Here is a 25,516-nt window from a genome sequence, read left to right on the forward strand (position 1 = left end):
GTTATCCCTAAACCGAATTAGTCTTTTAAGGCCAATAATTCAGCCCCTTCATTGACTTGCGAGCCGACTTCATAATAGAGCTCAACAAGTATGCCGTCTTTAGGTGCATGAATAGTATGCTCCATTTTCATCGCTTCCAGAACAATTAAACTATCCCCTTCTTTAACGGTGTCCCCTTTATTTTTTAGAATGGCAACTACTGTGGCGGGCATGGGCGCTGTCAGTTGCCCCCTTTTTGCTGCTGATTGTGCTCCAAAATTTTGCCAGTCAAAGCGTTCGATGATTAGAGGGCCTTGTTCAGTATATAAGCAAATGCTACCGGCTTCATTTGCAACGAAAGACTGGTGGATTTGTTGACCATCGTTCAGGTATAACCGATCGTGATCTATCCAGACACTCATAGCAAATTCCTCCTCATTGAGCTTCAACTTAAGTGTCTTTGAGGCGGAGGGGGTAACCGTAACGTCTAATTGTTGTTCGCCAATCAAATACCGCCAAGACCAATGGCTCGATAAGTGCATTTGCCAAGCAAAACTATGGTGAAAAAGCGCATCATCGTTATTTTGAGTCAACATGAGGTAGTCATAACCGGCTGCCATTAAGACTGCTAAATTCACATTGGGTTTAGGGAAATGGACTTTTTCCTGACTTAAAAAATCAGTGCTTAAATCAGCCTTACTGAAGCGTGGGTGTTCGCAAATCGCGAGTAGAAAAGGAATATTGCTTTTTACGCCGCCGATAGCAAAGTGTTTCAATGCTTGTCTTAATCGTTGTAAAGCCTGTTCGCGCGTTTCACCCCAAGCAATCAATTTTGCGATCATGGGATCGTAATGCTTAGTAATATCTGAATGACAAGCTACACCGCTGTCGATACGGATTCCTTCGCCATCCGGTTCTTTGAGGAAATCAATTTGACCAATCGAAGGAATAAATCCTTGATGGGGATCTTCGGCATAAATTCGGCATTCAATGGCATGTCCCTTAGCAGAAATTTTATCTTGTGTAAGAGGAACAGGTTCACCAGCTGCAATTTTTAGTTGCCATGCAACCAAATCATATCCAGTAATCATTTCAGTAACGGGATGCTCAACCTGTAAGCGTGTATTCATTTCCATGAAATAAAAGTGCTCGTTGGCATCGACTAAAAATTCCACTGTACCGGCACCGCGATAATCAATGGAGCGGGCTACCTCACAAGCTGCTTCAGCAAGGCTTTGACGCAAAGAATGAGGCAAATTAGGAGCTGGAGCTTCTTCAATAATCTTTTGATGACGCCGTTGAATAGAACAATCACGCTCGAACAAGTGGACGACTTGACCCTGGTTGTCCGCCATAATTTGCACTTCAACATGGCGGGGATTGGTGATCAATTTTTCAATGAGCATCGTATCATCAGCAAAGCTGGCCATGGATTCACGCCTGGCACTTGCTAAAGCTTGGGAAAATTCCGCTTCGCTATACACCGCACGCATTCCTTTACCACCACCGCCGCAAGCCGCTTTTAACAAAACTGGAAAACCGATTTGGAGCGCCTCATTTAATAAACGCTCATCGGATTGATCACCACCATGATAGCCTGGGGTGAGAGGCACATTGGTTTTTTCCAGCATCTGTTTAGCTAATTGTTTCGAACCCATGGCTTGCATTGCCGAAGCTGGAGGACCAATAAAAACAATTCCTGCTTCAGCACAGGCTTGAGCGAAAAGTGGATTTTCAGATAGGAAACCATAGCCAGGATGGATTGCTTCTGCACCACTGGCTTTTGCTGCTGAAATAATTGCGTCAATATTGAGATAACTAGCTTTTGCAGGTGCATCACCAATCCAATAGGCGCTGTCTGCCTGCAGTACATGTTGGCTATGTTTATCAGCGGTCGAATAAATTGCAACACTATGGATACCCAATTGCCTTGCAGTTCTAATAACACGGCAAGCAATTTCTCCACGATTAGCGATGAGAATTTTATTAAACATGAAAATCCTTAATTACCTTAATCCCAGATGGGTGTTTCTTTATTTAAAAAGGCATGCAATCCTTGTTGGCCTTCCGTGGAAACCCGTTTTTTCGCAATGAGAGCTGCTGTGTATCGCATCATTTCCTCATCAATCGCTTTATCTACAACCTTTTCAACTAATGTTTTACAAGCACTGATTGCTTGTGGGGCAAGTCTAATAATCTGTTCAGCATAATTCAGAGTAAAAGGCCATAAGGCATCTTCGGTTACACAGTGCTGGACTAACTGCAATCGTTTCGCTTCTTCCCCATCAAAAATTTCCGCTGTCATAAATAAATGTTTCGCAGCACGCTCGCCAATTGCTTTAACAACATAAGGGCTAATTACTGCAGGAATTAAGCCGAGCTTGACTTCAGAAAAGCAAAAGCGTGCAGCAGTTGACGCAATTGCAATATCACAAGCAGCCGCAAGACCTGCTCCTCCACCAAAAGCAGCACCCTGAATCATCGCAATGGTGGGTTTGGGGCTCTTATTTAAGTTGTACATCACTTGTGCAAGGACCATGGCATCGTTTAAGTTCTCTTCCTCACTATACTCTGCCATGCGCTGCATCCAGGCGAGATCCGCGCCAGCAGAAAAATGCTTACCATTTGCTTTAAGTAGTATAACGCGTACCCGTGGATCTCGCACTGCTTCATCGAGTGTTTGCTTAAGGGCGGCTAATAAACGATCGTCAAAAGCATTATGTTTTTCTACACGGTTTAAGGTGATAATAAAAATTCGATCTTGAAGTTCACTTAACAAGTCACTCATCGTATCTCCTTGCATTGCGGAATGCAGGTTACATGCGAAATACACCAAAACGAGTTGTTTGAATCGGTGCATTTAAGGCAGCCGATAGGCTCAACCCTAAAATTCTTCGTGTGTCTTCGGGAGCAATAACGCCATCATCCCACAACCTGGCACTGGCATAATAGGGATTACCTTGCTTCTCGTATTGTGCGCGCAGTTCGGCTTTAAAAGCTTCTTCCTCTTCTGCAGGCCAAGGTGTACCATGCTTGATGCATTTATCTCGATTAATTTGAGCAAGAACGTTAGCCGCTTGCTCGCCGCCCATGACTGAAATCCGCGTGTTAGGCCACGACCATAGGAAACGTGGATCATAGGCGCGCCCGCACATGGCATAGTTTCCAGCACCGAAACTACCCCCTACAATCACAGTGAATTTAGGTACTTGGGCATTGGCTACAGCAGTAACCATTTTGGCGCCATGTTTGGCGATGCCGCCTGCTTCATATTTACTTCCCACCATGAAACCCGTGATGTTTTGTAAAAAGACTAATGGGATTTTGCGTTGGCAGCATAACTCAATAAAATGAGCCCCTTTTAGCGCACTTTCACTGAATAATATCCCATTATTAGCGATAATCCCTATCGGATAGCCGAAAAGATGGGCAAACCCACAGACTAAAGTTGTACCGTAAAGCGCTTTAAATTCATCAAACTCAGAGGCATCGACAATTCTGGCAATGACTTCACGAATATCAAAAGGTTTGCGCGGATCGACGGGGACGATACCGTTGAGCTCATTAGCATCATAAAGAGGCTCACGGCTTTGAATGCGGGTAAGTGTTTCTGGCTTTTTACGATTCAAATTGCTGATTGCGACTCTTGCTAGATGTAAGGCGTGAGCGTCATTTTCAGCATAGTGATCAGCAACCCCTGAGTGACGGCAATGAACGTCCGCTCCGCCAAGCTCTTCAGCGCTAATGATTTCACCTGTCGCGGCTTTCACAAGTGGGGGGCCACCGAGGAAAATTGTCGCTTGATTTTTCACCATGATCGACTCATCAGCCATTGCTGGTACATAAGCTCCTCCAGCGGTACAAGAGCCCATCACGACGGCAATTTGCGGTATATTTTCGGCAGAGAGCGTGGCTTGATTATAAAAAATACGCCCGAAGTGGTCACGATCTGGAAAAACTTCATCTTGTCTTGGTAGGAAAGCACCGCCAGAGTCTACCAAATAAATGCAGGGGAGATGATTTGCCCTCGCTATATCTTGCGCGCGCAGATGCTTTTTAACTGTTATAGGGTAATAAGTTCCACCTTTAACAGTGGCATCATTGACCACAATCATGCATTCGGTGCCTGAAACTTGACCAATACCGGTAATAATTCCGGCTGCCGGAACATTGTCTTCATAAACTTCATAGGCGGCAAGCTGCGACAGCTCGAGAAAGGGGCTGCCCGGATCAAGTAATTGCTGCAAACGTTCACGTGGTAGTAGTTTTCCGTGTTTCAAATGCCTATGTCGGGCTTTTTCATCCCCTCCTTGAGCAATTTTCCTAACCACAGTTTGCAGTGCTTCAAGCAAGCCCTGCATATTTGCTTGATTTTCTTTGAATTCATTACTGGCGGGATTTAACTGACTGATAATTTTAGTCATGAATAATCCTTAAATATGTATCAAAACATTGCTAAGTACTACGACAAGCCATAAACACCAAGTTAACTCCATGAAATAAGGCATTTCTTTTCCTTTAACTAAGCGATAACTCAGAGCGGGGATCGCAGCAATTATAACTGGAATAAGCACTAGAAGAATGACTTTACGGATAACGGTGCCTAAGCCTCCTTGGCTAAAGATTGGCGTTAATTTGATATTAATAAACACATACAACATATCGATATAGACTAATAGCATGTGGGCAAATCGCGCAAAAACAACTACAAGGATACTAAGTAGCAGGTAGATAAGACTTTGTCTAAGCATGTACATCCTTAATCGAAGTAAACAAGTTTTGTTATTATTTCAGGGCATTGTTGTTTGACCCTATATATTTTAATCCGGGCTAGCGGGTGCAGTCGTAGACTTACTGTCATTATGTTAAGACTGTTAATCCGAGCCGGATGTGTGAGCAAGCGGATACATAACCGCTTGCTTCTTGTCCGCTCTCTTCCGGTAGCAGGGCGGAACTCTTTAACTTCTCCATGTCACATCATTTCTATAGCAATTGCTGTAGCTTCCCCTCCGCCAATGCATAAAGAAGCGATACCGCGTATTTTTTGTTTTTGTTTTAACGCATGCATTAATGTCACAATAATTCGTGCTCCGGAAGCACCAATTGGATGGCCCAATGCACAAGCCCCCCCATGAATATTAACTTTTTCATGATCCAGTTCAAGCTGGGTAATGGCAGCCATAGCGACAACGGCAAAGGCCTCATTAATCTCATACAAATCAACCTGACCTGGATGCCAACCCGCTTTGTTTAAAACCTTGCGTATGGCATCGACAGGAGCAGTAGTAAACCATTGAGGAGCTTGGGCATGGCTAGCATGAGCGATAATTCGAGCGAGAGGTTGCAGCCCACGTTTTTTTGCATAAGCAGCAGTCATTAAAATCAAGCTCGCAGCCCCGTCAGAAATCGAGCTTGAATTTGCTGCGGTCACTGTGCCGTCTGCTTTGAAAGCGGGTCGTAGTTGGCTGATTTTGGCAAGTTTGCTTTCGTCAGGGCTTTCATCTTGTTTGACCACGATCTCACCTTTACGATCAACAATGGTTACAGGAGCAATTTCTTCCGCAAATGCGTTATTTTGCTGCGCCTGTAATGCACGCATCAAAGAGCGGGCAGCGAACTCATCTTGTTGTTGACGAGAAAATTGAAAGTGGCTGGCTGTTGCTTCTGCAAAACAACCCATTAATTGACCCCGTTCATACGCATCCTCTAACCCATCTAAAAACATGTGATCTTTCAGCTCACCATGTCCTAATCGGTAGCCAGCACGTGCTTTACTTAACAAGTAGGGTGCATTACTCATGCTTTCCATTCCGCTTGCAAGAATAACATTGGCTGAGCCTGCTTTAAGTAAATCATGGGCTAACATCACAGCTTTCATACCTGAACCACACATTTTATTAATGGTTGTGGCGTTTGCTGAATTAGGAATACCTGCTTTGATAGCCGCTTGCCTTGCTGGTGCTTGGCCAATCCCCGCTTGTAGCACACAGCCGCTGATGACCTCATCAATATCAGCTGGTGACAGTTTTGCTTGGGCCATTGCTGCTTGGTGGGCAACAGCACCTAATTCTGGGGCTGATAAAGGGGATAATGCGCCAAGCATATTCCCCATCGGCGTTCTTTTTGCTGCAACAATTACAATTTCATTTTGTTCCATGTTCATTTCTCCCTTAAGCAGTTTCTTTAAAAAGTTCACGTCCAATTAGCATTCGTCTAATTTCGGACGTACCCGCACCAATTTCATAGAGCTTTGCATCGCGCAGCAATCGGCCTGTTGGATATTCATTGATATACCCATTACCACCAAGGATTTGAATGGCTTGTAGCGCCATTTGTGTCGCCCTTTCTGCGGTATATAAAATCACTCCAGCTGCATCCTTCCGGCTCACTTTGCCCTGGTCACATGCGCGGGCTACCGTATAGAGGTAGGCACGTGAAGCACTTAATTCAGTATACATGTCAGCCAATTTACCTTGGATAAATTGAAATTCTCCGATGGGTTGGTTGAATTGCTTGCGTTCGTGGACATAAGGTAGCACAACATCCATACAGGCTTGCATGATGCCGATGGGGCCGGCCGCTAACACTGTTCGTTCGTAATCAAGACCACTCATCAATACTGTGACGCCCTTGTCAATCTCGCCAAGCACGTTTTCTCTGGGGACTTCACAGTCTTCAAAGACAAGTTCACAAGTATTGGAGCCACGCATACCCAGTTTATCGAGTTTTTGTGCTGTGCGAAAACCCTTAAATCCCTTTTCGATAATAAAAGCTGTGATCCCTTTACTTGCCGCTTGCTTATTTGTTTTCGCATAGACTACCAATACGTCAGCATCAGGACCATTAGTAATCCACATTTTGGTGCCGTTGAGGATGAATTTATCGCCTTGATAAGAAGCATTAAGTTGCATGCTGACGACATCAGAACCCGAATTGGATTCGCTCATGGCTAAGGCGCCTACGTGTTCCCCACTGATCAATTTAGGCAGATAGCGACGTTTTTGCTCAGTATTGCCGTTTAAGTAAATTTGGTTAACGCACAGATTTGAATGAGCTCCATAACTTAATCCAACCGAGGCTGAAGCACGTGATATTTCTTCCATGGCAATCGCATGGCCGAGGTATCCCATGTTTGCCCCGCCGTACTCCTCGCTAACAGTAATCCCAAGTAAGCCCATCTCGCCTAATTTTCGCCATATTTGATTAGGAAAGGAATTCTCGATGTCAATTTTAGCAGCGAGAGGGGCTATCTCTTTTTGTGCAAAATGATAAACGCTATCGCGCAATATGTCGTATGTTTCACCAAGTAGGTACTGTAAACCGGTATGCATAGATGACTTCCTGTTACTGAGTAAGTTGCTGAGCTCCTTGCGGGTAAACATAAGCACGGAGCCTTAGCTATTACAGTTACTAAAGCGGATAGGCTAGACTACACCCAATTAAATTTAAGTTGCAACATCAATTTAATCGACTATCCTACTACCTAAATGTTTAAACGATTTATCTTATACTGGTTGGATTTAAAAAATATTAAATATCAATAAGTTAATAAACGGCATCGTGAAAGTTATAGGAAAATCTTCGAATGGATAGAGAATACCAGCGATTTTCGTATGACAGGATTATTTTTTTCGGTGCTAAAAAAGGAGTATAGCCTATGCGTAAACTTGTGCTCTGGGGACACCATGCTGACGAATACCGTGAAATGTTTGATTTATCAGCTGAGGATATGACTGCTCACTTATTAGAGTATGGCTGTGGACCGAGTGCAGTTAATGCAGAATTAACTGCTATTTCTCACAATATTGTCAGTTGCGATCCACTATTTAACTTAGATAAAGACACTCTTTACAGCAAAACCACCTTGATATTTGCTGACATGGCAGAAAGAGTGCTTAGAGATCAGAAAAAATTTGATTTTAGTCGCTACGGTAGCCCTAGGTTGTTCATTGATGAAAGACGTGAAGGCATGGCAAAATTTTTTGCTGATTACGAAAAAGGCAAAACAGAGAAGCGTTACTTGGGTATAAGTGAATACACCCTTCCTTTTTCTGATTTTTCCTTCGATTTTGCTTTAAGTTCTCATTATCTGTTTGCTGATTTGGATGATCAAGATGTTGATTTCCACTTAAAGGCAATTAAAGAATTGGCTAGAGTTGCTAAAGAAGTTCGTATTTTTCCGCTCATTGATCGCTACAATCAACCTTCACCCTTTCTAGGGCCTGTGCTTCTTGGTTTACAACAGGATAATTTTGGAACCGAAGTGAGGGAGGTTGCCTATCATTTACAACCGAGCGGCAATGCGATGCTGCGTGTATGGGCGCAACAATGCCAGATTTGATCCTATGACCAAAAATCTCATGATAGATTCAAAGTATGATTTTGTCCTTGTTGGTTGACCATTGCGACAAGGTCTTGCTTTGACAACGTTTCATTCGTAGGTTCAGCGGCGGAATTTACTACTGGCCAAGTCACAGCGAGCGTGTGAGCTTGGGTATAGAAAGTTTGAATGCAGGTTAGCTGATCATATTTGTTGTTCCCTGAATTTCCTTGAATGTGAACCAGATATTGATTGATATGATGAGACAATGTGTTGCGTAGAGATTCGTGAAGTAGGGGAATCAATTGCCCATTAATTAAAAAAAGTGCCCCGATTAACGCTTCTGCAGTGAGAGGTTTGCTGCGCAAGTCCTCAAATAAATTGCTTATCTCTTGAATCAATCTTTTATTAGTTTTCCCTTTCCCGAAAAAAGTGAACATAGGACTACGTAATTGAGGATACAGATTACGGGATAACCGCCATTCGATGTGTGAGATAAATTCCTGGATATTCAGTTTCTCGATTTCGCCAACCGTGGTTTTAAGGGAGCCTACCTTTTCTTCTAAGTAATTAGTTTGTTGATCAGTAAGGTTTTTTTTGGCCAAAATAATTCTTAAAATAGTAACATGCATTTCTACGAAATTAGCAGTTAGCCTTCTAATGACCGGATTGTTTTCTTCGGAGGGGGTGCTTAAAGCATACATTTCAAGCTTTGCTTGATTGAGTAACTTCGGTAGAAAAACGTTGGCCTTAAGAAAGGCCATTTCTTTTATCGAATAAATTCGCCTTGGATCTTCGGATGAATAGTCTGAGGGCATGAAAGTTTTTAGTAACCCATAGTAGCTGAGTAGATCAATATTCTCTTTTTCTTTAATGGATTGATTGAATAAAATGATGTAATGAAGAAAGGAAGTTTTAGAGAACAGCAATTTTTCTATGGATAGATAAATTTCATCTAACTGAAGCTTTAACTCATGGATCCTTTTTGCAATATCTGATGACATAACATATTCCTTATGTTAGCTCAAATAAGTCTGAGTGTATTAATTAGCTGATTACCATAATTTAAAGAGCTCCAATCCAATGTTGTATACAGGCTTCTATTTTTTACAATAGTTTTTAAAAAACGAACATTATGTCAATGCAACAATTTTTTTTGATATTTGTCAATATATTTATCGTGGTTTGAACTGTTTTTTAGCTTTTTTTTTCATATTAGACGAAAAACATCGTTTTTAGCTCTAAAATTTTCCTGTAGTATTTTCGAAATCCTAGTTGTGGGTATCCGAATCTTTTTATTGTCAGGAGTTGTCATGTATTCTTCAATTCGACCTTTTTTGTTTTGTTTGGACGCAGAAAAGGCGCATGGTTTTACTTTGTCGGCTTTGCACTGGTTACCCCGATGTTGTTTTAAACAACCTGTGGGTAGGGAAGTAACTGCCATGGGTTTAAAATTTCCTCACCCAATTGGTTTGGCAGCCGGCTTAGACAAAAACGGTGAACATCTCGATGCTTTAAGTAAAATTGGGTTTTCCTTTATCGAAATCGGAACAGTGACACCCTATCCTCAAATCGGGAATCCTAAACCACGCCTGTTTCGTTTACCTAAAGCGGCTGCGATTATTAATCGGATGGGATTTAATAATCTCGGCGTCGACGTATTAATCGAAAATGTAAAAAAGGCAAATTATCGTGGTATTTTAGGGATTAATATTGGGAAAAATAAAGATACCCCTTTAACAAGGGCAGCAGGAGATTATCTGCATTGTTTACGTAAAATTTATCAACATGCCTCTTATATCACAATCAATATTTCTTCGCCGAATACTCCTGATTTACGCTTGCTTCAGCAGCAAAAATTTTTTAGTGATTTGATTGGCAAGTTGTGCGAAGAGCAAAAACGCTTAGCAGATAGTCATCAACGCTTCGTCCCGTTAGTGATCAAATTATCCCCTGATGAGCCGGATGAAACACTGAAAGAAATAGCGAATATTATCGTCGAATTAGGTGTTTCTGGGATTATTGCAACTAATACTAGTTGTGAACGAGAAGGGGTCTCTTCCTTGCCCTATGGAACTGAACAGGGAGGGTTAAGCGGGCGTCCTATCGCAAAACGCGCTACCCATTGTTTGCGTGTATTAAAGCAAGTGGTTGGTAATGACGTGGCTTTGATAGGTGTCGGAGGCATAGACAGTCCAGAAATTGCTCAGGATAAAATAAATGCAGGAGCTAATCTGCTGCAAGTTTATACCGGTTTGATTTATCAAGGACCTGGTTTAGTGGCTGAATTAGCGGCAAGTTTAAGGTAATGTAAAGTTCAGTTTTACGAAGTAAGCTCATTCTTATCAGAGAACTTGGCTCGTAGCTATATTTAGCGTTACAATTCGCCCCATCTTTATGCCAACCTAGTCGCATACTAAATGAATAAAAAGCCTCTCGGTAAAACCGGTCCGTTATATCGTCGTCTGCTTTCCTATGTTAAACCCTTTTGGCTTGTCCTGTTGTTAGGCATATTTGCTAATATCCTTTATTCCCTTATTGATGCAGGTTTTACCTACATGATGCGCCCCTTTCTTGATAAGGGATTAATCCATATCGATATGGTCTTTGTTAAGAAGATTCCTTTTATTGTATTAATAGGGATTACTGTACGAGGATTAGTCAGTTCGTTAGGTAGTTATTGCATGACTTGGGTTGCTCGCTCTGTGGTAAAAGTTCTGCGTCAGCGTGTTTTTGCCCATATTGTGAGACTGCCTGCTGATTATTACGACGAGGCCACCTCAGGACAACTTCTCTCCAAAATTCTTTACGATGTGGAGCAAGTGGCGCAAGTCAGTGCAGATGCTTTAACAGATTTTGTGCAAAACACCTGTTTAGTGATCGGTCTTTTAACCGTCATGTTTGTGATTTGCTGGCAATTATCATTGATGTTCTTATTAACCGTTCCATTTGTAGGATTGATTGTCAGTTATACCAATAAACGTGTACGTCGGATTAGTCATAAGGTGCAAAAATCCATGGGGGAAGTCACTGAAATTGCCGGTGAAGTTATCGAGGGTTATCGGGTGGTACGTGTGTTTGGCGGTGAACAGCATGAGATAGATAAGTTCAATCAAGCCACTGAAATTTCACGCAAAAATGACATGAAAGTCGCGATCTCCAAAGCAATCAATGTTTCTGGTGTGCAGTTCGTGATTGCAGTGGGGATTGCTGTCATTATTTTGGCCGCGATTCAGCTAGCTACAGTCATCACAATTACGGCAGGTTCTTTTCTAGCGATCATCGCCGCAATGTTGCAACTCATTAAACCAATGAAAACGTTAACGACGCTCAATGCGACTATCCAGCGCGGTTTAGCGGGGGCTGAAAGCGTATTTGATTTGCTTGATAAGCCTATTGAGAGTACTAAAGGCACGAAATTAACGAAAAGGGTGCAAGGAGCGATCGAGTTTGAGCGAGTGAGCTATGCTTACCGTCAAGGGCAGCCTGTGCTGCATGATGTGAGCTTTAGTATTGCCCCCGGTGAAACAGTCGCTTTGGTAGGCCATTCGGGTAGTGGTAAGACGACCATTGCCAGCCTATTGCCTCGATTTTACGAACTCAAACAAGGGCGGATCATTCTGGATGGTAAATCAATCCAGGAAATAACCTTAGCTAGTCTACGAGAGCAAATTGCTCTAGTTAGCCAAAATGTCACTTTATTTAACGATAGTTTGGCGAATAACATTGCTTATGGGCGTTTCGATGTCACTCGTGAGCAAATTGAACAAGCTGCAAATTTTGCTTTTGCAGATGAGTTTATTAGGCGGTTGCCCAATGGTTATGACACTCGTATTGGAGAAAATGGTGTTCTTCTGTCAGGTGGGCAGAGGCAAAGGATAGCCATTGCTCGTGCCATATTAAAAGATGCACCAATTTTGATTCTCGATGAAGCCACTTCAGCGCTTGACAGTGAATCGGAGCGTTATATCCAGGCTGCATTAGAGCGAATAATGAAAACTCGAACCACCTTAGTTATCGCCCATCGCTTGTCAACAATTAAAGGGGCTAATAAAATTATTGTTATGAAACAAGGACATGTGGTAGAGCAGGGCACGCATCAGCAATTACTGGAATTAGACGGCCATTATGCACAGCTGTACAGAGTCCAAAAATTAGGTACTGAGCACGAAAAAGTAATCGCATGATGTTACTTAATATCGATAAATTATGGTATAACAAACACCCTTTACGTTGGATATTATGGCCTTTTGCTTTCAGTTACGGGGTCATTACTTGTCTGCGCCGTATTTATTTATCGTATTTTTGTCAGCACCAATTTCCTGTTCCTATTATTGTGGTTGGCAATTTAACCGTAGGTGGTGTAGGGAAAACGCCCTTAGTGATTGCTTTGGCAAAACAACTCCAAAGTAAGGGACTGCGTGTAGGAATTGTCAGTCGTGGTTATGGTGCTACAATTAAACAATTTCCTCATGAAATTTCGCTTGATGATACAGCGAGCTTAGTAGGCGATGAGCCTCTGTTGATAGCTAAAAAAACAAGTTGTCCCGTAGTCATTGCCCCGAAGCGCGTGCAAGCAGTGCATTATTTGCTAAAGAACCACCAATGCCAGGTTATTCTTAGCGATGACGGTTTGCAACATTATGCTATGGGACGAGCCATTGAAATTGTAGTGATTGATGGATTGCGTCGATTAGGAAATGGTATGTGTTTACCGGCAGGGCCTTTGCGAGAAAGTGCCCGCCGTTTGCAAAGGAGTGATTTGATTGTTGTAAATGAAGGCGAATGGCCAAACGCTTACTCAATGCGTTTGCAGCCAGGTAAACTAACGCAACTTACTACTGGACAAGAAGTAAGTACTCAGAGTTTACCATCGCCTGTAGCAGCTATTGCAGCCATTGGCCATCCACAGCGATTTTTTAAAACATTGCAAAACATGGGATTGGCAATAGTAAAATATTCTTTTCCAGATCATCACCCTTTCCAGGAAAAAGATTTACAATTGGCAGCAAAAGCCGTGGTTATGACCGAAAAAGATGCGGTAAAATGTCAATCTTTTGCACAAGACTCTTGGTATTTTTTGCCTGTGGAGGCAAAGTTAAGCGACTCGTTTTGGCAGGCGCTATGGTCACATGAACGATTACAGGGTTACATTTGAGATGAGACAAATTGGATTGCGCAAGTTGTTTGGATGCTTTATTTTTTTAACGGCAAGTGTTTGTGCCACCGAAGCTGTGGATCCAGCAAAAATAGAGTTAAAGCAAATCGAAAATAATTTATCAAACAACTCATTCGAAGCTTATTGGGTATTTTCTGGTATAGTCACTAACGAAAGTGGTGAGCATTATGATTATTATTTTCAAATACAACGTAAAAACACCCAATTTCACGCGCTTGCTACTCTAATTGATAGCCAAAGTAAGGATGTTTTACTCTTTGAAGAGGGTAATACTACCATTGACAATGCCGATGCCAAAAGTTGGCGTGTAGGGAAAATGTTCATGCAATTTAACCCAATCAACAACAGTTGGGTTTTCGGAGTTAAAACCCATGGAAACAAAGGGTTTAATTTTAAAATTGATATGTTAGCACAAGCGGTTAGCCCACCAGTTAGCCAAGATCTCCGTTCTGGTGTAGAGCTGCTTATTAATCAAACAGGCCGGCTCAATGGGCATTTACAGACTGGTGAAACCTCCAAAGATCAATTTGTTACTGCGCAAAAAGCTTGGTTTAAGCAGATTCGTGTGAAAAAACCGCAAGATAGCCTGCATTCCCTCACCGGAGTTTTATGTCAGTTTAATGACGGAAGCGGCTTTTATGCAGTGAATTTACAAGAACCGGATGCTTTAAGAGGGGCTGTAGCAGGCTGGCGAGATATCCAAGGTTCAGCGATTGCTATGTCCCAGTTCGTATCAGTTAAAGAAACCAAGCAGGAAGGAATCTGGCGTATTCGTATTCCATCTCCTAATGTTCACCTTACCTTACAAGATGCTCTAGCGAAGGAAAATGGTAAGCATCAACTTATTGCGGGTGTCGCCGAAGGTAATATGCCTGGATTTTGTGCAATAAGTAGGGATCAAATCGGGTAAACGATAGCGGCAGATTGCTGTTGGGTCAATTGAACAAGGCTAAACGATTATCGAAATCGTTTATAGTGAATCACGTATTCGTTTTTCCACTGCCAAAGCATATTTGGATTCAAAGAAATTTGGAACGATTTGATTAATTTGCTATTTAACTCATCCCGTTTATCAAACATGGCAGCAAAATCAGTAGTATTTTCTATAAGAGGCGATAAAAGAAGGCCGGATTTAGCCATATTTGCGATAAGACGATATTGCTTTTTTGTACCATTTTTTAGTTCAAAATGAATGTATAGAGGGGTGGGTTTGAAGAAAATAGCTGATAAATAACCTAATATGGTTGGTTTAATTTGAAATTCAGCAAATAACGGTTGGTCTCCTTGGGGGGGAGTAACTGTTTCTCCTAAAAAATGTTCTTCACTGGTTAGTAATTCCATTGGCTCTACAATAGGCGATTCCTTTTTTTGTAGAAATAAAAAATCATTGATCATCTGCATTGGTTGGTAGTTGGTTATTAAAAATGGCCAACTTGAACCGTCTTCTAACGAAGGAATTCTTCCGTCGATCGGCTCTATTTTAAAAATAATATGATCGGGTCTATTTTTTCCCATCAGGTGTTTTTTATTTTTTTCTGCCAAAGAAGCTGTGAAAACTGAATAACTTTGAAACACAGGACGGGGTGACCAAGTATTTTGTGAAGAAATTAAATAGGATTGGTTGGATGAGTAAATATCGGTCGTGCCTGGTAATTCAGGAAACAAAGCTTGGTCGCGCATAAAATTCATAACAAGATTAAAATCCTGTTTTAGCCCATTGCTACCCTTCAACCTATTTTTGAGACCAAACCATGCTGCTGAATAGGTGGATTTGAAATTATTACAGATTGATATATTGGTGTAATGGCTATTGATGTATGACCAAGTATTAAAAGAGACAAGAATAAGACAGAACACCATTTTGGAATTAAAAATAAAAGGAAGTAGGCTGGCTGCGATGAGGATGGATGAACTCGCGATAAATGCGTGGCCAAAATGACGGGTAAAGCCGGTTTTGAAAGAAAGAAACAAAAAAACAAGAAAAAGGCTTAGGATGAAAAATCGATGCATACGAGGCATTTGATTCTTCAAAGCGATAAATAAAAGGATTAGGGCACAATTGATTAGATATAGAATTATTTCCTCATGGATACCTTCAGTTGCCATTGCTTCGCTAAAACCAAAAGTAAGTGAGACAGTACCCTCCAAGTAACCGAATAAATTGCTAACCGATTGCCCTGCGCCAACCCAAAATAGCAAGAGTGATAAAATGGGGATGATCAAGCAAATGAGAGCTAACTGATTTTTTTCATTTATTTTGAAAAATACTGAACTAAAAATCGCAACGAGGGCACATAAAATTAACAGCGATCCTTTAATTAGAGGGAGCAGACCAAAGGGGGCGAAGATGAAGGTAAGCTGCAGAGGCAAAGAGAAGAAAGTTTTCTTTTGATTTTCATAAGAAAGCAGTTTAAAACAAACTAACCCCGCCAATAAAGGATACGAAAAAAAAAGAGAATCACGGACATAAATCATGGTGAAGAGAAGCAGGCCAAATACGATACTCCAGTGCCATTTAATTCCTCTCATGAGTAAGATCATGCCGATCCAGTAAGAAAAAGCCAAATAGAAGCTACCACTCATAGTCATGAAATCGGTACTGGGGTGATAGGCTTTCGTGTAAATAGCAGAGTAGGGGCCCAAGGTGAAAATAATGTCTTTGCCGAAAGAAAGTCCCTGGGCGATTGCTTGATTCAAGCCAAGAGCCCAAGAGGGATCAAGCCCGGGTGCGGGCATTTTAGGGGAAAAGGGTACGAAAACACTTAGGGTAATTACTAGCAGGATAAACTTCAAGAAAAAGTCAGTCAAGTGGGAAAGTTTCACCATGAATGGTCAGCATGCTCAAATGTTTTTGTTATACAGTTTATACTGTACTGAAGAATTCACCAATTAATCTTATTCTTTCGTGAAAATGTGGGTGCCGAAATGACCTGCATAGGCAAAGTATTATAAATGAGAGGAATTTGCTCCGGAGGGGAAAATGAACTTACGTGATTTGCATTATTTTGTGGTGTTGGCAGAAGTAATGCATTTTGGCGAGGCAGCTAAACGTTGCCATGTAAGCCAGCCTACCCTCAGTATGCAGATTAAAAAGCTTGAAGAGGAATTAGGTGTAGCGCTTTTCGAGCGAAATAATAAGCAGGTTATGTTGACTGATCAAGGAAAAGCATTAGTTAGTCGTGTACAGGAAATTTTAGCGCAGGTTACTGAATTGAAGGAATTTGCCCGCGCTGCTGCCGATCCTTTTGCTGGCGAGTTGCGGCTAGGTGTTATTCCTACTTTGGCACCTTATTTGTTACCCCACGTCATGCCTGAAATTCAAAGGAGTTTTCCTAAGTTACGGGTATGGCTAGTTGAAGATAAAACCTATCGCCTGATTGAGAAGTTGACTGCTGGTCAATTGGATGCAGCCATCATGGCAACACCGATTGAAGAGGATTTTAGTAGTCAATTTCTTTTTGAGGAACCCTTTTATTTTGCTGCAGCGCTGAATTCCCCCACAAAGAATAAAACAACCATGCAGATTAATGATTTGATTGATCAACCTGTCATGTTATTAGAGGAGGGGCATTGTTTGCGTGAGCAAGCGATGGCTGTTTGCCGATTAGCCAAAGCAGAAATTCGTGCCGATTTCACTGCAACCAGCTTAGAAACGTTACGTTTGATGGTAGAGTCAGGAATTGGCGTTACCTTGTTACCTGCATTGTCTGTTCAAAAAACAGGAACAGATAATCTTCAAGTTATACCTTTTGTAAAACCCGCACCATCGCGCACGATTGCGCTTTATTGGCGTTCTTGCACAGCGAAGCTAACTTGCCTGAAAGCCATTGCCCAGTTGATTAGTGGTGTGATTCAACCGCTTCTTTAATTTTTATAGGTTGGCTCGTTTTGGCTATAGCCCAGCATCACATTAAGAATAAGTAACATCCAAGGTTAGTGTTTTATCACTCAACTCAGCTTTGCCGTCCTTAAAAAAAGTTTGGGTTGAACTTTGCTTAAAACTGGGTGCTTGTGCTTCTTGCTTTTTCTCTTTTAGTGCCAGAAGGGCATCTATTTGTTCTATAAAGGAAGTGTATTCTTTCAAGACTTCCTCTTCATCTGCTCTTCCTGAGCCCGCAAGGGCTTCTTTACTTTTACTAAAGAATTCTCGCAAATTCATCAGTAATTCAGGGTCTAGTTCTGCCAAATTATCTTGTATCCATTTTTTCAAAAAGAGATTTTTAAATTCCAAATGCCAGGGGAGGGCGAAGTGTTTGGCTTGCTCAACTAAGAATCGCTTGGCTTTATTTTCATCGATTGCAAGAATAAGTTTTACAAATTCCTGATCTAGCCTTCTTACACGCACATGACCGTAATTATCTAAATAATATCTGATCTCATCGTGTTGTTTTTTCTCATCAAGCTTAAATAAATAGCTTTTAATATCATAATTATAAATAGCAGTACTTAGTGCCATTAGTTTTTCCCTCAAGGCACTTTCTATGGCTTGATAGGTGGATTTTTCAACAGAGATTTGGCTAATAACCTGGTTTGAATTACCGGAATAAGAAACGGATTGTTCAGGGATAGGGGTCTCGCTTTGAACGGCAGTCTTGGGAAGTTTCCAGAAAATATCAAGAATATCAATGTAAGTTTGATTACCTTCTCTCACTACTGCAAAGACGGCACGGGCCGTGGGGCGAAAGAGTTTGCCGTTATGTTGAATTAATTTCCCTGGACAAAATTGCTGAATGAGAATGCCTCTATTTTTACTACGGGCATAATAATCGATATCACCTACGTCCTTAGCATAATTTGCCCCTGTTTTTAATGCCTCAAGCAAAGCAGGTAGCTCTTTATTGGCTACCAACATGACCCCTTTTCCTAAAGATTCTTGCATTGGCTTTACAATGAAAAAAGGAATATTTGAAGGTGGAATAAAAGGTTCTGCTGAATCAAGCTGATAAAACCAGGTTTCTGGCTGAATGGGCTTAAGTCCATTCAAATCTAAAAGCGTATTGAAGATGCGTTTATTTCGATCGCAAAGATAAAAAGTATCGATTGCCCCATCAAAAACAAGTTGGGAATTTTTACCTTGCTCCAAGTAGGCATCGTGTTTTTCCTGGATGCATTCCATCACCGGTTCCATAAAACAATCATCAACAAAATGAATTTGTTTTGGATTTGTGGGGATCGGCATTGTCCTGAGGTATTGCGGTAGTTCCCAGTCTGATGTTTCCCAGCGGATTCGGGAGTGCCTAAAACTTCGAAGCTCCGGAAAAATTAGCTCAATAGGTCCAAATTGAGCAGCATGTTTGAGCATGGCTGCTTTATTGTCAACACCGTGTTGTGCTCTTTCAGATAAATTTGAACCATAAAACGCATTGCCTAATTCTAAAATTTTGATCTCGTCATCTACTTTAAAATCAGCAATATGGTAAGAAATTTCAGTTGGCATAGTGATTGAATTCCATTAACAAGATGCGCAGATTGTACATTTTTTATATAACAAGGACAAGCGATTAACGGCATAAGATGGTTTGAACAGGTTGATGGGGGTGGGCTGAAAAGGATTATGTTTACAATCGGGATAACAATGCTTTACCCAAGATATGGGGATTAAAGGACCGAACCGGTAGAAAGAAACCGGTCCGGGTGTTTACGGACTTAGAGCGACGGAAACGCAGGATTAAGCAGCCATAGCTTTAACACGCGCGACTAGGCGGCTCTTAATACGGGCAGCTTTATTTTTGTGAATCAGACCCTTGCCAGCTGCTTTATCAATAATCGGCTGTGCTTTGGCATAGGCAGCACGTGCAGCTTCTTGGTCACCTGCTTCAACAGCTTTAAGCACGTTTTTAATGAAGGTGCGGTACATGGAGCGTGCACTGGCATTGTGTTTGCGCAGTTTTACGTTTTGACGAGCACGTTTGATCGCTGATTTGATGTTTGCCACTTAGAAATCTCCACTCATTCAGATGTCACAAAAAAAGTGTGATCATGCCCAATAAGGCCTATCTTGTCAATATTAATATGCTGGCCTGAATGCATATTAGGCTTTAGACAGCAAATCTTTCTAATAGAAGAATAGACAAAAATCCCATAAAAAACTCGCGGTGATGAGGGGAGTTTCCTTAATCTCATGTTCATGTTCTTCGGTTAATAATTCTTCAGTTACCAAATAGAGCAGGGCAGATACACCAAATGCGAGTAATCCATCTGTGAAGAATTGAGGCAATTGTGATAATGAGACTGCACCTAAAATACTGCCGATAGGAATTAGTAAAGCGAGCGCAAAAGTTATGAGTAATTTTGTTTTGGGACTAACTGCACGTGTGCCCAATGTTGATGTCAACGATAGGCCTAAAAACAAAATTTCTAATGCCAGGGCGATGGCAATCAAAATTCCTCCTTGTTTTCCAGCTAAAAAAGCAACGCCAATAAGGATGCCGTCGATGAATAAATCAATCCCTACAGCACACACTAAGCCTAGGGATATGCCGGTTGATTTTGCTTCCTCTTCGCTAAGCCTATTGGTTAATTTTTTAAGGAATAGCATTAAAATAACTCCCAGACCAAAACCAACGATCAAGGCAATTGGCTCGTTATCAGCCCCTAATTTGGGAAGCAATTCTTTAGCAACCGCTGCGAAAACCACGCCTGCGGCAAAATGTTGGGTCGCGCTGGTTAATTTATTACTTGGTTGATAAACACTCGCGCCTATCCCCCCGATAAGCATTCCAATTGCTGGAAGGAGAGAGTAAAGGGCAATATTTAGAATCGAAGGTTCCATAAAAATCCTTATTAGTGGGATGAAGGATTCATTAATAGGTATAGATTAGCAAAAATATCAGTTAAATTTTATTAAAGCTCTCGGGCACTGTAGTTAAAGAGTCTTTGCTAGGTAAATAGTATTAAACCTAGCGCTTTGAAGTTTCTTGGGTATATCATAGGGGTTTATTTGTGAATACCTTCGAATTATGTCTGTGACTGAAACCATGGTGCCCAAACGACAAAGTCTATTACGTTCGACCTCCCTTGTATCGCTTATGACTTTGTTATCGCGAATGGTAGGATTCATGCGGGATATGGTGATCGCGCAATTGTTTGGTGCGCAAGCAGGAATGGATGCGTTTTATGTCGCTTTTCGAATCCCGAATTTCATGCGGCGGCTTTTTGCTGAAGGGGCGTTTTCCCAAGCCTTTGTCCCTGTGCTTGCTGAATATCAACAGACCCGTCCTTTTGCTGATGTTCGCCTTTTTATCGCACGCATAGCAGGTCAATTAGGTGCGGTACTTACCTTGGTGACGGTTATTGGTGTGATGGCTGCCCCTATTATTATATTTTTATTTGCGCCAGGATTTGGAGAAGGTAGTCTACGTGCGACTCTTGCTACCGAGATGTTGCGTTTAACTTTTCCTTTTCTGATGTTGGTTTCAATGACTGCAATGGCAGGTGCCATCTTAAACACGTATGGTTATTTTGGTGTTCCCGCATTCACCCCTGTGTTGCTCAATATTTGCATGATTTTAGCGGCAATTTACTTAAGTCCGCATCTTGAAAACCCTGTAGTTGGATTGGCATGGGGCGTGTTAATTGCGGGAATAGTTCAATTTCTATTCCAGATCCCCTTCCTTTACAATCGCCAATTATTGGTAAGGCCTAAAATGGCTTGGAATGATCCTGGTGTAAGACGCGTATTAAAATTAATGGTTCCTGCTTTATTTGGGGTATCTATTGCGCAGATTAATTTGATGATTGACTCTATTTTTGCGTCTTTCTTAAAAGTAGGCAGTGTAACCTGGTTATATTATACAGACAGACTGACGGACTTTCCGTTAGGTGTTTTTGGTGTTGCGATTGCAACGGTTATCCTGCCTCATTTATCCAGGCGTCATGCAGAACAAAGTGTTGAGAATTTTTCTCGTGCCTTGGATTGGGGGTTGCGTTCACTGATGCTCATTGGTATCCCTTCCGGTTTGGGGTTAGCTTTGTTTTCCATGCCATTAATTGCAAGTTGTTTTACTTATGGCAAATTTTCTGCAAACGACTTGATTCAAACCCAGAAAAGCCTAATTGCGCTTGCCTCTGGAGTTCCTGCATTCATGATGGTTAAAGTTCTTGCTTCCGGATTTTATGCCCGCCAGGATATCAAGACACCCGTGAAAATAGGTGCATGGGCAATGGTTGCAAATTCAATCCTCTGTGCATTATTAATTTGGCCTTTAGCTCATGCAGGCCTTGCTTTAGCCTCTGCTCTAGCAGGTTATGTTAACTGCGGCTTATTATTTTTTTTACAAATACGGCGTGGCATCTATAAGCCTTCATCGGGGTGGTTGAAGTTTACCTTGCAATTACTTATTGCTAATGCGGCGATTGCTTTCTATTTGTATAGGATGGTAGGTACCGTAGATTATTGGTTAGAGCTTTCGGCGCTGATGCGTCTAATCCAATTGATGCTTCATGTGTCAGTTGCAGTCGTTATTTATGTAGTCTGTTTAGGCTTGACTGGGGTTCGTTTAGCGCAATTCCGTGGCCACATGAAGGAGTAAAAATGCCTAGTGATCTGTTTTATACAATTCATTCTGAAAATGCGATTCCACTTTGTTTTATCAACGAGGAGCAATGGCAAGAAGGCGTTGATGCCATCACAGCGAATGAGCGAAATTCCCTTTCAGGCCAAGGTTTCACAGGTAAATTGGGTGAATACTGTCTGATTCACGACAATGAAGGCCATATCAGCAAAGCCTATATTGGTGCTGGTGAGGGTAATCAAGTTCTAGCCATTGCAAATGCTGCGATCCAATTGCCTGCAGGGTGTTATGTCTCACAAGAGGATTTATCACGCACTGCCGACGTGACTTGGTCCTTGGCGCAATATAACTTTAGTGAATATAAAAAACAAGATTGGGTTCCGCGTGTTTTAGTGGTCAATAAGGGGACATTGCCTGCGGTTATAGCAGAGGCTGAAACCATCTTTTTGGTGCGCGATCTGATTAATCGGCCTACTAATGATCTAGGACCTGAGGAATTGGCAATTGCTTTGGCGAAAGTAGGGAAGCAATACGACGCCCATTTTAAACAGTGGGTAGGAAACGAATTATTGGTTTCAAATTTACATGCGATTCATACGGTTGGCCGAGCCTCAGCTAGAGAACCCCGCTTACTTACTCTAACTTGGGGAGATGAAACTCATCCGCGCTTAACTTTAATTGGCAAGGGAGTTTGTTTTGACAGCGGGGGGCTTGATCTTAAACCATCGTCTGCAATGCGATTGATGAAAAAAGACATGGGGGGGGCGGCTCATGTAATTGGTTTGGCACAGTGGGTGATGTCAAAGCAGTTGCCTGTTCATTTGCGAGTATTTATTCCTGCGGTGGAGAACTCAGTAGGCTCTGATTCATTCCGGCCGGGTGATATTATAAAAATGTACAATGGCTTGACAGTTGAAGTTGATAATACTGATGCAGAAGGGCGGTTAATTTTGGCTGATGCCATTGCGAAAGCAAGCGAAGAGAAGCCTGATTTGCTGATAGATTTTGCAACCTTAACCGGTGCGGCCAGAGCGGCAGTGGGCACTGATATTGCCGCGATGTTTTGTAATAATGATGAAGTAGCCCAAGCAATCATGGAATCATCAAAGGCAGTGGACGATCCAATTTGGCGCTTACCGCTCTTTGCTGGGTATGAGGAGCTGCTTAATTCCACGGTAGCTGATTTACTTAATGCAAGCCCCCTACCTTTTGCTGGTGCAATCACGGCCGCTTTGTTTCTACAGCGTTTTATACCTAAGTCGTTACCATGGGTACATTTCGATATTATGGCTTGGAATATTAGCACCAGACCGGGAAAACCTGAGGGTGGAGAAGCTATGGCTCTTCGGGCGTTAATGCATTACCTTGAGAAGACCTATAGCGAGGTTAAGTCGCGTCCATAAGTAACGGCAGTGGGTAGGGGTTGGGTCTTTCGATCTTGTCCAAATCGAGTTTGTGTCAGGCGACCTTGTCGCCTGTCATGTATCCGGCTCAGATTATCGGGTTTTAAATTAATGATATTGGACGTCGACGCGGGAGTCAGGTTATCTCATGCGTCTTTAGTTCACATTGTTTAGCACGGTATTCCCGGTAATGTGAGCGGCTTAATTCTTTAGCAACTTCGTTATTGGTGACGATCTCGATTACTCGGCGAAAACGGGAGTAAAAAATGGGAATCTCAGTTGCTAAGTTGAAAAGAATGTCGTCAAACCCACGTGGCTCACTGTGGTAACCAATTTGAATTGGAGGAGGTGGTTCTGGGCCTTCACCTTGTATGTTATGTGGAATAAAACTGTTGTCTTTAAATGTCCACAGTAATTCGTCTAAAGTTTCAGCCTCTTGTTGATTATTGCAATACACAAAAACACGATGGCCGCGAAAATAAGCTTTTTCCAGCAAGCGACAAGCAAGCAGCAAACGAGCTTGCTCATCGCCATTGGCTAATAAATAGAAATCAACGCGAATTGATTGCATAGCGTAACAGTTGAACAAGTAAGGGAACAGGGCGGCCAGTGGCAATACGCTTCTTACCCGTAATCCAGGCAGTACCCGCAATATCCAAGTGAGCCCAACGATAATTTTTGGTGAAGCGGGAAAGGAAACAAGCCGCAGTGATTGCTCCGGCATTGCGATCAAAAGAGGCATTGATCATGTCAGCGAAGGGGCTTTCAAGTGCTTCTTGATATGCTTCATCTAACGGCATACGCCAAATTTTATCATCCGCGTCTTTACCTGCTCGTAAAATCACTTCTGCCAATTCTTCATCTTCAGTCATAAAGCCGGTGGCCACAGAGCCAAGTGCAATGACCATGGCTCCTGTGAGCGTAGCGATATCAATGACTAATCGAGGCTTAAATTGCTCTGCATAAGTGAGTGCATCGGCAAGGACTAAACGACCTTCGGCATCGGTGTTCAATATCTCAATGGTTTGTCCAGACATGCTGGTGACGATATCACCTGGCTTTACCGCAGACCCGCTCGGCATATTTTCAGCACTGGCAACTAATCCGATAAGATTAATCGGAAGTTTCATCATAGCGCATGCTTTTACAGTGCCAAATACACTGGCAGCACCCGACATATCATATTTCATTTCATCCATCATGTTTGCAGGCTTTAATGACAAGCCGCCAGAATCAAATGTGATCCCTTTCCCGACTAACACAATCGGTGGTGTATCACCGCCCCCACAGTAATTAATTTCTATTAAACGCGGTTCTTGTTGGCTACCTTGGGCGACAGCGAGCAATGCTCCCATGCCCATGCTTCGCATATCCTCAGGGCCCATAACTCGTGCTGACAAATTTTCATGTGATTGAGCTAAAGCGGTTGCTTGTTCGCCTAAGTAAGTGGGGGTGCAGACGTTAGGGGGAAGATCAGCTAAGTTGCGAGTGAATTTAACTCCTTCAGCAATCGCTTGTGCCGAGTGAATTGTACTGCTTGACGCACCAACAAGGTAAAATTGCACCGATTCCAATTTGTGCAGTTTATTGTTCTTGGTTTTAAAAGCAGATTGTTGATAAAGTTGTGCCTCAATTTGCAAAAGCATTTGCTGTAGTTGCCAATCAGCCTCATGGTCAGAAATTTGAGGTAAGCAAAAAGTCGCTGAAGTTATCCGCTGTTTAATGAGTGCGGGGATGATATCATTTAGGTATTTTCGTAGATTTTTGCCTTTAAATTCAGCTTTGTTGCCACAGTGAACCAGCACTAAGCTATGCGCCTCAATATCACCTTGCCAGATGGTATCTCCAGCTTCACTGAGTTTAGCAAACAAACGGGTAATGAGTTTATTGTGGTGCTTATCCAGTTTTTTAGCTAAATCAGGGAATTCATCATCAGCAAAAAGACCGAGCACAAGGCATTCATTGGCTTTTAGGGTAGGAGCTTCAAGAAGACTGTAGTGCATGTTGCTTTCTCTAACCAAAAATGGGTAGTTTACCTGGGGTTTGTTATCAATGCTACTGTGCTTTTTGCTGAGAACCTTAGGCAAAGTCGATTTCAAAAGGTATAATGAAGCCCTTAAAG

Annotated in this window: 21 protein-coding genes; 8 read left to right on the forward strand and 13 right to left on the reverse strand. The window is 42.1% G+C overall.

Annotation, left to right across the window (positions count from 1 at the left end; all coding sequences use genetic code 11):
* Positions 1-17: 17 nt before the first annotated feature.
* The 6 genes from LMI_RS04430 to LMI_RS04455 all read right to left on the reverse strand — a co-directional run bounded on the left by LMI_RS04430 (position 18) and on the right by LMI_RS04455 (position 7,310).
* Entirely contained in the window at positions 18-1,973 is a 1,956-nt protein-coding gene (locus LMI_RS04430; RefSeq protein ID WP_045098714.1) for an acetyl/propionyl/methylcrotonyl-CoA carboxylase subunit alpha, read from the reverse strand.
* A 17-nt stretch (positions 1,974-1,990) separates the two neighbouring features.
* Complete coding sequence (locus LMI_RS04435; protein WP_045098715.1) at positions 1,991-2,767, reverse strand: enoyl-CoA hydratase-related protein; 777 nt, start codon at positions 2,765-2,767, stop codon at positions 1,991-1,993.
* 28 nt (positions 2,768-2,795) lie between these two features.
* A complete protein-coding gene (locus tag LMI_RS04440; RefSeq protein WP_045098716.1) occupies positions 2,796-4,403 on the reverse strand; it encodes a carboxyl transferase domain-containing protein in 1,608 nt (535 codons plus the stop codon).
* Between the two features lie 9 nt (positions 4,404-4,412).
* Positions 4,413-4,730, reverse strand: coding sequence for a hypothetical protein (locus tag LMI_RS04445; protein ID WP_045098717.1), 318 nt, complete (start codon positions 4,728-4,730; stop codon positions 4,413-4,415).
* A gap of 221 nt (positions 4,731-4,951) precedes the next feature.
* A complete protein-coding gene (locus tag LMI_RS04450; RefSeq protein WP_045098718.1) occupies positions 4,952-6,136 on the reverse strand; it encodes a thiolase family protein in 1,185 nt (394 codons plus the stop codon).
* Between the two features lie 13 nt (positions 6,137-6,149).
* Positions 6,150-7,310: an isovaleryl-CoA dehydrogenase gene (locus LMI_RS04455; protein WP_045098719.1), complete on the reverse strand. Its 1,161-nt coding sequence runs from the start codon at positions 7,308-7,310 to the stop codon at positions 6,150-6,152.
* A gap of 326 nt (positions 7,311-7,636) precedes the next feature.
* On the opposite strand from LMI_RS04455, the gene LMI_RS04460 reads away from it, so the two are divergent.
* Positions 7,637-8,320: a class I SAM-dependent methyltransferase gene (locus tag LMI_RS04460; RefSeq protein ID WP_045098720.1), complete on the forward strand. Its 684-nt coding sequence runs from the start codon at positions 7,637-7,639 to the stop codon at positions 8,318-8,320.
* A gap of 17 nt (positions 8,321-8,337) precedes the next feature.
* Here the strand turns inward: LMI_RS04460 and LMI_RS04465 are convergent, their stop codons facing one another.
* A complete protein-coding gene (locus LMI_RS04465; protein ID WP_045098721.1) occupies positions 8,338-9,303 on the reverse strand; it encodes a hypothetical protein in 966 nt (321 codons plus the stop codon).
* A gap of 309 nt (positions 9,304-9,612) precedes the next feature.
* Here LMI_RS04465 and LMI_RS04470 point away from each other — a divergent pair, with 309 nt between their 5' ends.
* The 4 genes from LMI_RS04470 (at position 9,613) to LMI_RS04485 (ending at position 14,388) form a co-directional block, all read left to right on the forward strand.
* Entirely contained in the window at positions 9,613-10,608 is a 996-nt protein-coding gene (locus tag LMI_RS04470; RefSeq protein ID WP_045098722.1) for a quinone-dependent dihydroorotate dehydrogenase, read from the forward strand.
* 111 nt (positions 10,609-10,719) lie between these two features.
* On the forward strand, positions 10,720-12,486 hold the full coding sequence (msbA, locus tag LMI_RS04475; protein ID WP_045098723.1) for a lipid A export permease/ATP-binding protein MsbA: 1,767 nt from the start codon (positions 10,720-10,722) through the stop codon (positions 12,484-12,486).
* On the forward strand, positions 12,486-13,457 hold the full coding sequence (gene lpxK / locus LMI_RS04480) for a tetraacyldisaccharide 4'-kinase (RefSeq protein WP_045100563.1): 972 nt from the start codon (positions 12,486-12,488) through the stop codon (positions 13,455-13,457). Before msbA ends, lpxK begins: the two co-directional genes overlap by 1 nt.
* Complete coding sequence (locus tag LMI_RS04485; protein ID WP_173892035.1) at positions 13,432-14,388, forward strand: hypothetical protein; 957 nt, start codon at positions 13,432-13,434, stop codon at positions 14,386-14,388. The genes lpxK and LMI_RS04485 overlap by 26 nt, the downstream gene beginning before the upstream one ends.
* A 47-nt stretch (positions 14,389-14,435) precedes the next feature.
* Here the strand turns inward: LMI_RS04485 and LMI_RS04490 are convergent, their stop codons facing one another.
* A complete protein-coding gene (locus tag LMI_RS04490) occupies positions 14,436-16,175 on the reverse strand; it encodes a hypothetical protein (protein ID WP_231852234.1) in 1,740 nt (579 codons plus the stop codon).
* A gap of 283 nt (positions 16,176-16,458) precedes the next feature.
* On the opposite strand from LMI_RS04490, the gene LMI_RS04495 reads away from it, so the two are divergent.
* Entirely contained in the window at positions 16,459-17,346 is an 888-nt protein-coding gene (locus tag LMI_RS04495) for a LysR substrate-binding domain-containing protein (protein ID WP_045098726.1), read from the forward strand.
* Between the two features lie 42 nt (positions 17,347-17,388).
* Here the strand turns inward: LMI_RS04495 and LMI_RS04500 are convergent, their stop codons facing one another.
* The 3 genes from LMI_RS04500 to LMI_RS04510 all read right to left on the reverse strand — a co-directional run bounded on the left by LMI_RS04500 (position 17,389) and on the right by LMI_RS04510 (position 20,250).
* Positions 17,389-18,915 (reverse strand): hypothetical protein, encoded by a 1,527-nt coding sequence (locus LMI_RS04500; RefSeq protein WP_045098727.1) that lies wholly within the window; start codon positions 18,913-18,915, stop codon positions 17,389-17,391.
* Between the two features lie 231 nt (positions 18,916-19,146).
* A complete protein-coding gene (gene rpsT / locus LMI_RS04505; RefSeq protein WP_045098728.1) occupies positions 19,147-19,413 on the reverse strand; it encodes a 30S ribosomal protein S20 in 267 nt (88 codons plus the stop codon).
* 120 nt (positions 19,414-19,533) lie between these two features.
* Positions 19,534-20,250, reverse strand: a complete 717-nt coding sequence (locus LMI_RS04510) for a ZIP family metal transporter (protein WP_045098729.1) — start codon at positions 20,248-20,250, stop codon at positions 19,534-19,536.
* A gap of 187 nt (positions 20,251-20,437) precedes the next feature.
* Between LMI_RS04510 and murJ the strand changes: the two genes are divergently transcribed.
* Complete coding sequence (murJ, locus tag LMI_RS04515) at positions 20,438-22,009, forward strand: murein biosynthesis integral membrane protein MurJ (protein WP_045098730.1); 1,572 nt, start codon at positions 20,438-20,440, stop codon at positions 22,007-22,009.
* A gap of 2 nt (positions 22,010-22,011) precedes the next feature.
* Positions 22,012-23,394 carry a leucyl aminopeptidase family protein gene (locus LMI_RS04520; protein ID WP_045098731.1) on the forward strand — a complete coding sequence of 461 codons (1,383 nt, stop codon included), beginning with the start codon at positions 22,012-22,014 and terminating at the stop codon, positions 23,392-23,394.
* Positions 23,395-23,530: 136 nt separating this feature from the next.
* On the opposite strand, the gene LMI_RS04525 is transcribed toward LMI_RS04520, so the two are convergent.
* A complete protein-coding gene (locus LMI_RS04525) occupies positions 23,531-23,965 on the reverse strand; it encodes a DNA polymerase III subunit chi (protein WP_045098732.1) in 435 nt (144 codons plus the stop codon).
* Positions 23,946-25,397 carry a leucyl aminopeptidase gene (locus LMI_RS04530; protein WP_045098733.1) on the reverse strand — a complete coding sequence of 484 codons (1,452 nt, stop codon included), beginning with the start codon at positions 25,395-25,397 and terminating at the stop codon, positions 23,946-23,948. Before LMI_RS04530 ends, LMI_RS04525 begins: the two co-directional genes overlap by 20 nt.
* Positions 25,398-25,516: the final 119 nt, after the last annotated feature.

The sequence above is a fragment of the Legionella micdadei genome (assembly GCF_000953635.1).
GTDB classification, from domain to species: Bacteria; Pseudomonadota; Gammaproteobacteria; order Legionellales; family Legionellaceae; genus Tatlockia; species Tatlockia micdadei.

Coding starts and splice junctions, on each gene's coding strand:
- LMI_RS04445 (WP_045098717.1), bottom strand. CDS start 4,730: ATGCTTAGACAAAGTCTTATCTACCTGCTACTTAGTATCCTTGTAGTT.
- LMI_RS04460 (WP_045098720.1), top strand. CDS start 7,637: ATGCGTAAACTTGTGCTCTGGGGACACCATGCTGACGAATACCGTGAA.
- lpxK (WP_045100563.1), top strand. CDS start 12,486: ATGTTACTTAATATCGATAAATTATGGTATAACAAACACCCTTTACGT.
- LMI_RS04435 (WP_045098715.1), bottom strand. CDS start 2,767: ATGAGTGACTTGTTAAGTGAACTTCAAGATCGAATTTTTATTATCACC.
- LMI_RS04440 (WP_045098716.1), bottom strand. CDS start 4,403: ATGACTAAAATTATCAGTCAGTTAAATCCCGCCAGTAATGAATTCAAA.
- msbA (WP_045098723.1), top strand. CDS start 10,720: ATGAATAAAAAGCCTCTCGGTAAAACCGGTCCGTTATATCGTCGTCTG.
- LMI_RS04430 (WP_045098714.1), bottom strand. CDS start 1,973: ATGTTTAATAAAATTCTCATCGCTAATCGTGGAGAAATTGCTTGCCGT.
- LMI_RS04455 (WP_045098719.1), bottom strand. CDS start 7,310: ATGCATACCGGTTTACAGTACCTACTTGGTGAAACATACGACATATTG.
- LMI_RS04500 (WP_045098727.1), bottom strand. CDS start 18,915: ATGCCAACTGAAATTTCTTACCATATTGCTGATTTTAAAGTAGATGAC.
- LMI_RS04495 (WP_045098726.1), top strand. CDS start 16,459: ATGAACTTACGTGATTTGCATTATTTTGTGGTGTTGGCAGAAGTAATG.
- LMI_RS04530 (WP_045098733.1), bottom strand. CDS start 25,397: ATGCACTACAGTCTTCTTGAAGCTCCTACCCTAAAAGCCAATGAATGC.
- LMI_RS04510 (WP_045098729.1), bottom strand. CDS start 20,250: ATGGAACCTTCGATTCTAAATATTGCCCTTTACTCTCTCCTTCCAGCA.
- LMI_RS04520 (WP_045098731.1), top strand. CDS start 22,012: ATGCCTAGTGATCTGTTTTATACAATTCATTCTGAAAATGCGATTCCA.
- LMI_RS04525 (WP_045098732.1), bottom strand. CDS start 23,965: ATGCAATCAATTCGCGTTGATTTCTATTTATTAGCCAATGGCGATGAG.
- LMI_RS04450 (WP_045098718.1), bottom strand. CDS start 6,136: ATGGAACAAAATGAAATTGTAATTGTTGCAGCAAAAAGAACGCCGATG.
- LMI_RS04465 (WP_045098721.1), bottom strand. CDS start 9,303: ATGTCATCAGATATTGCAAAAAGGATCCATGAGTTAAAGCTTCAGTTA.
- LMI_RS04485 (WP_173892035.1), top strand. CDS start 13,432: ATGAACGATTACAGGGTTACATTTGAGATGAGACAAATTGGATTGCGC.
- LMI_RS04470 (WP_045098722.1), top strand. CDS start 9,613: ATGTATTCTTCAATTCGACCTTTTTTGTTTTGTTTGGACGCAGAAAAG.
- murJ (WP_045098730.1), top strand. CDS start 20,438: ATGTCTGTGACTGAAACCATGGTGCCCAAACGACAAAGTCTATTACGT.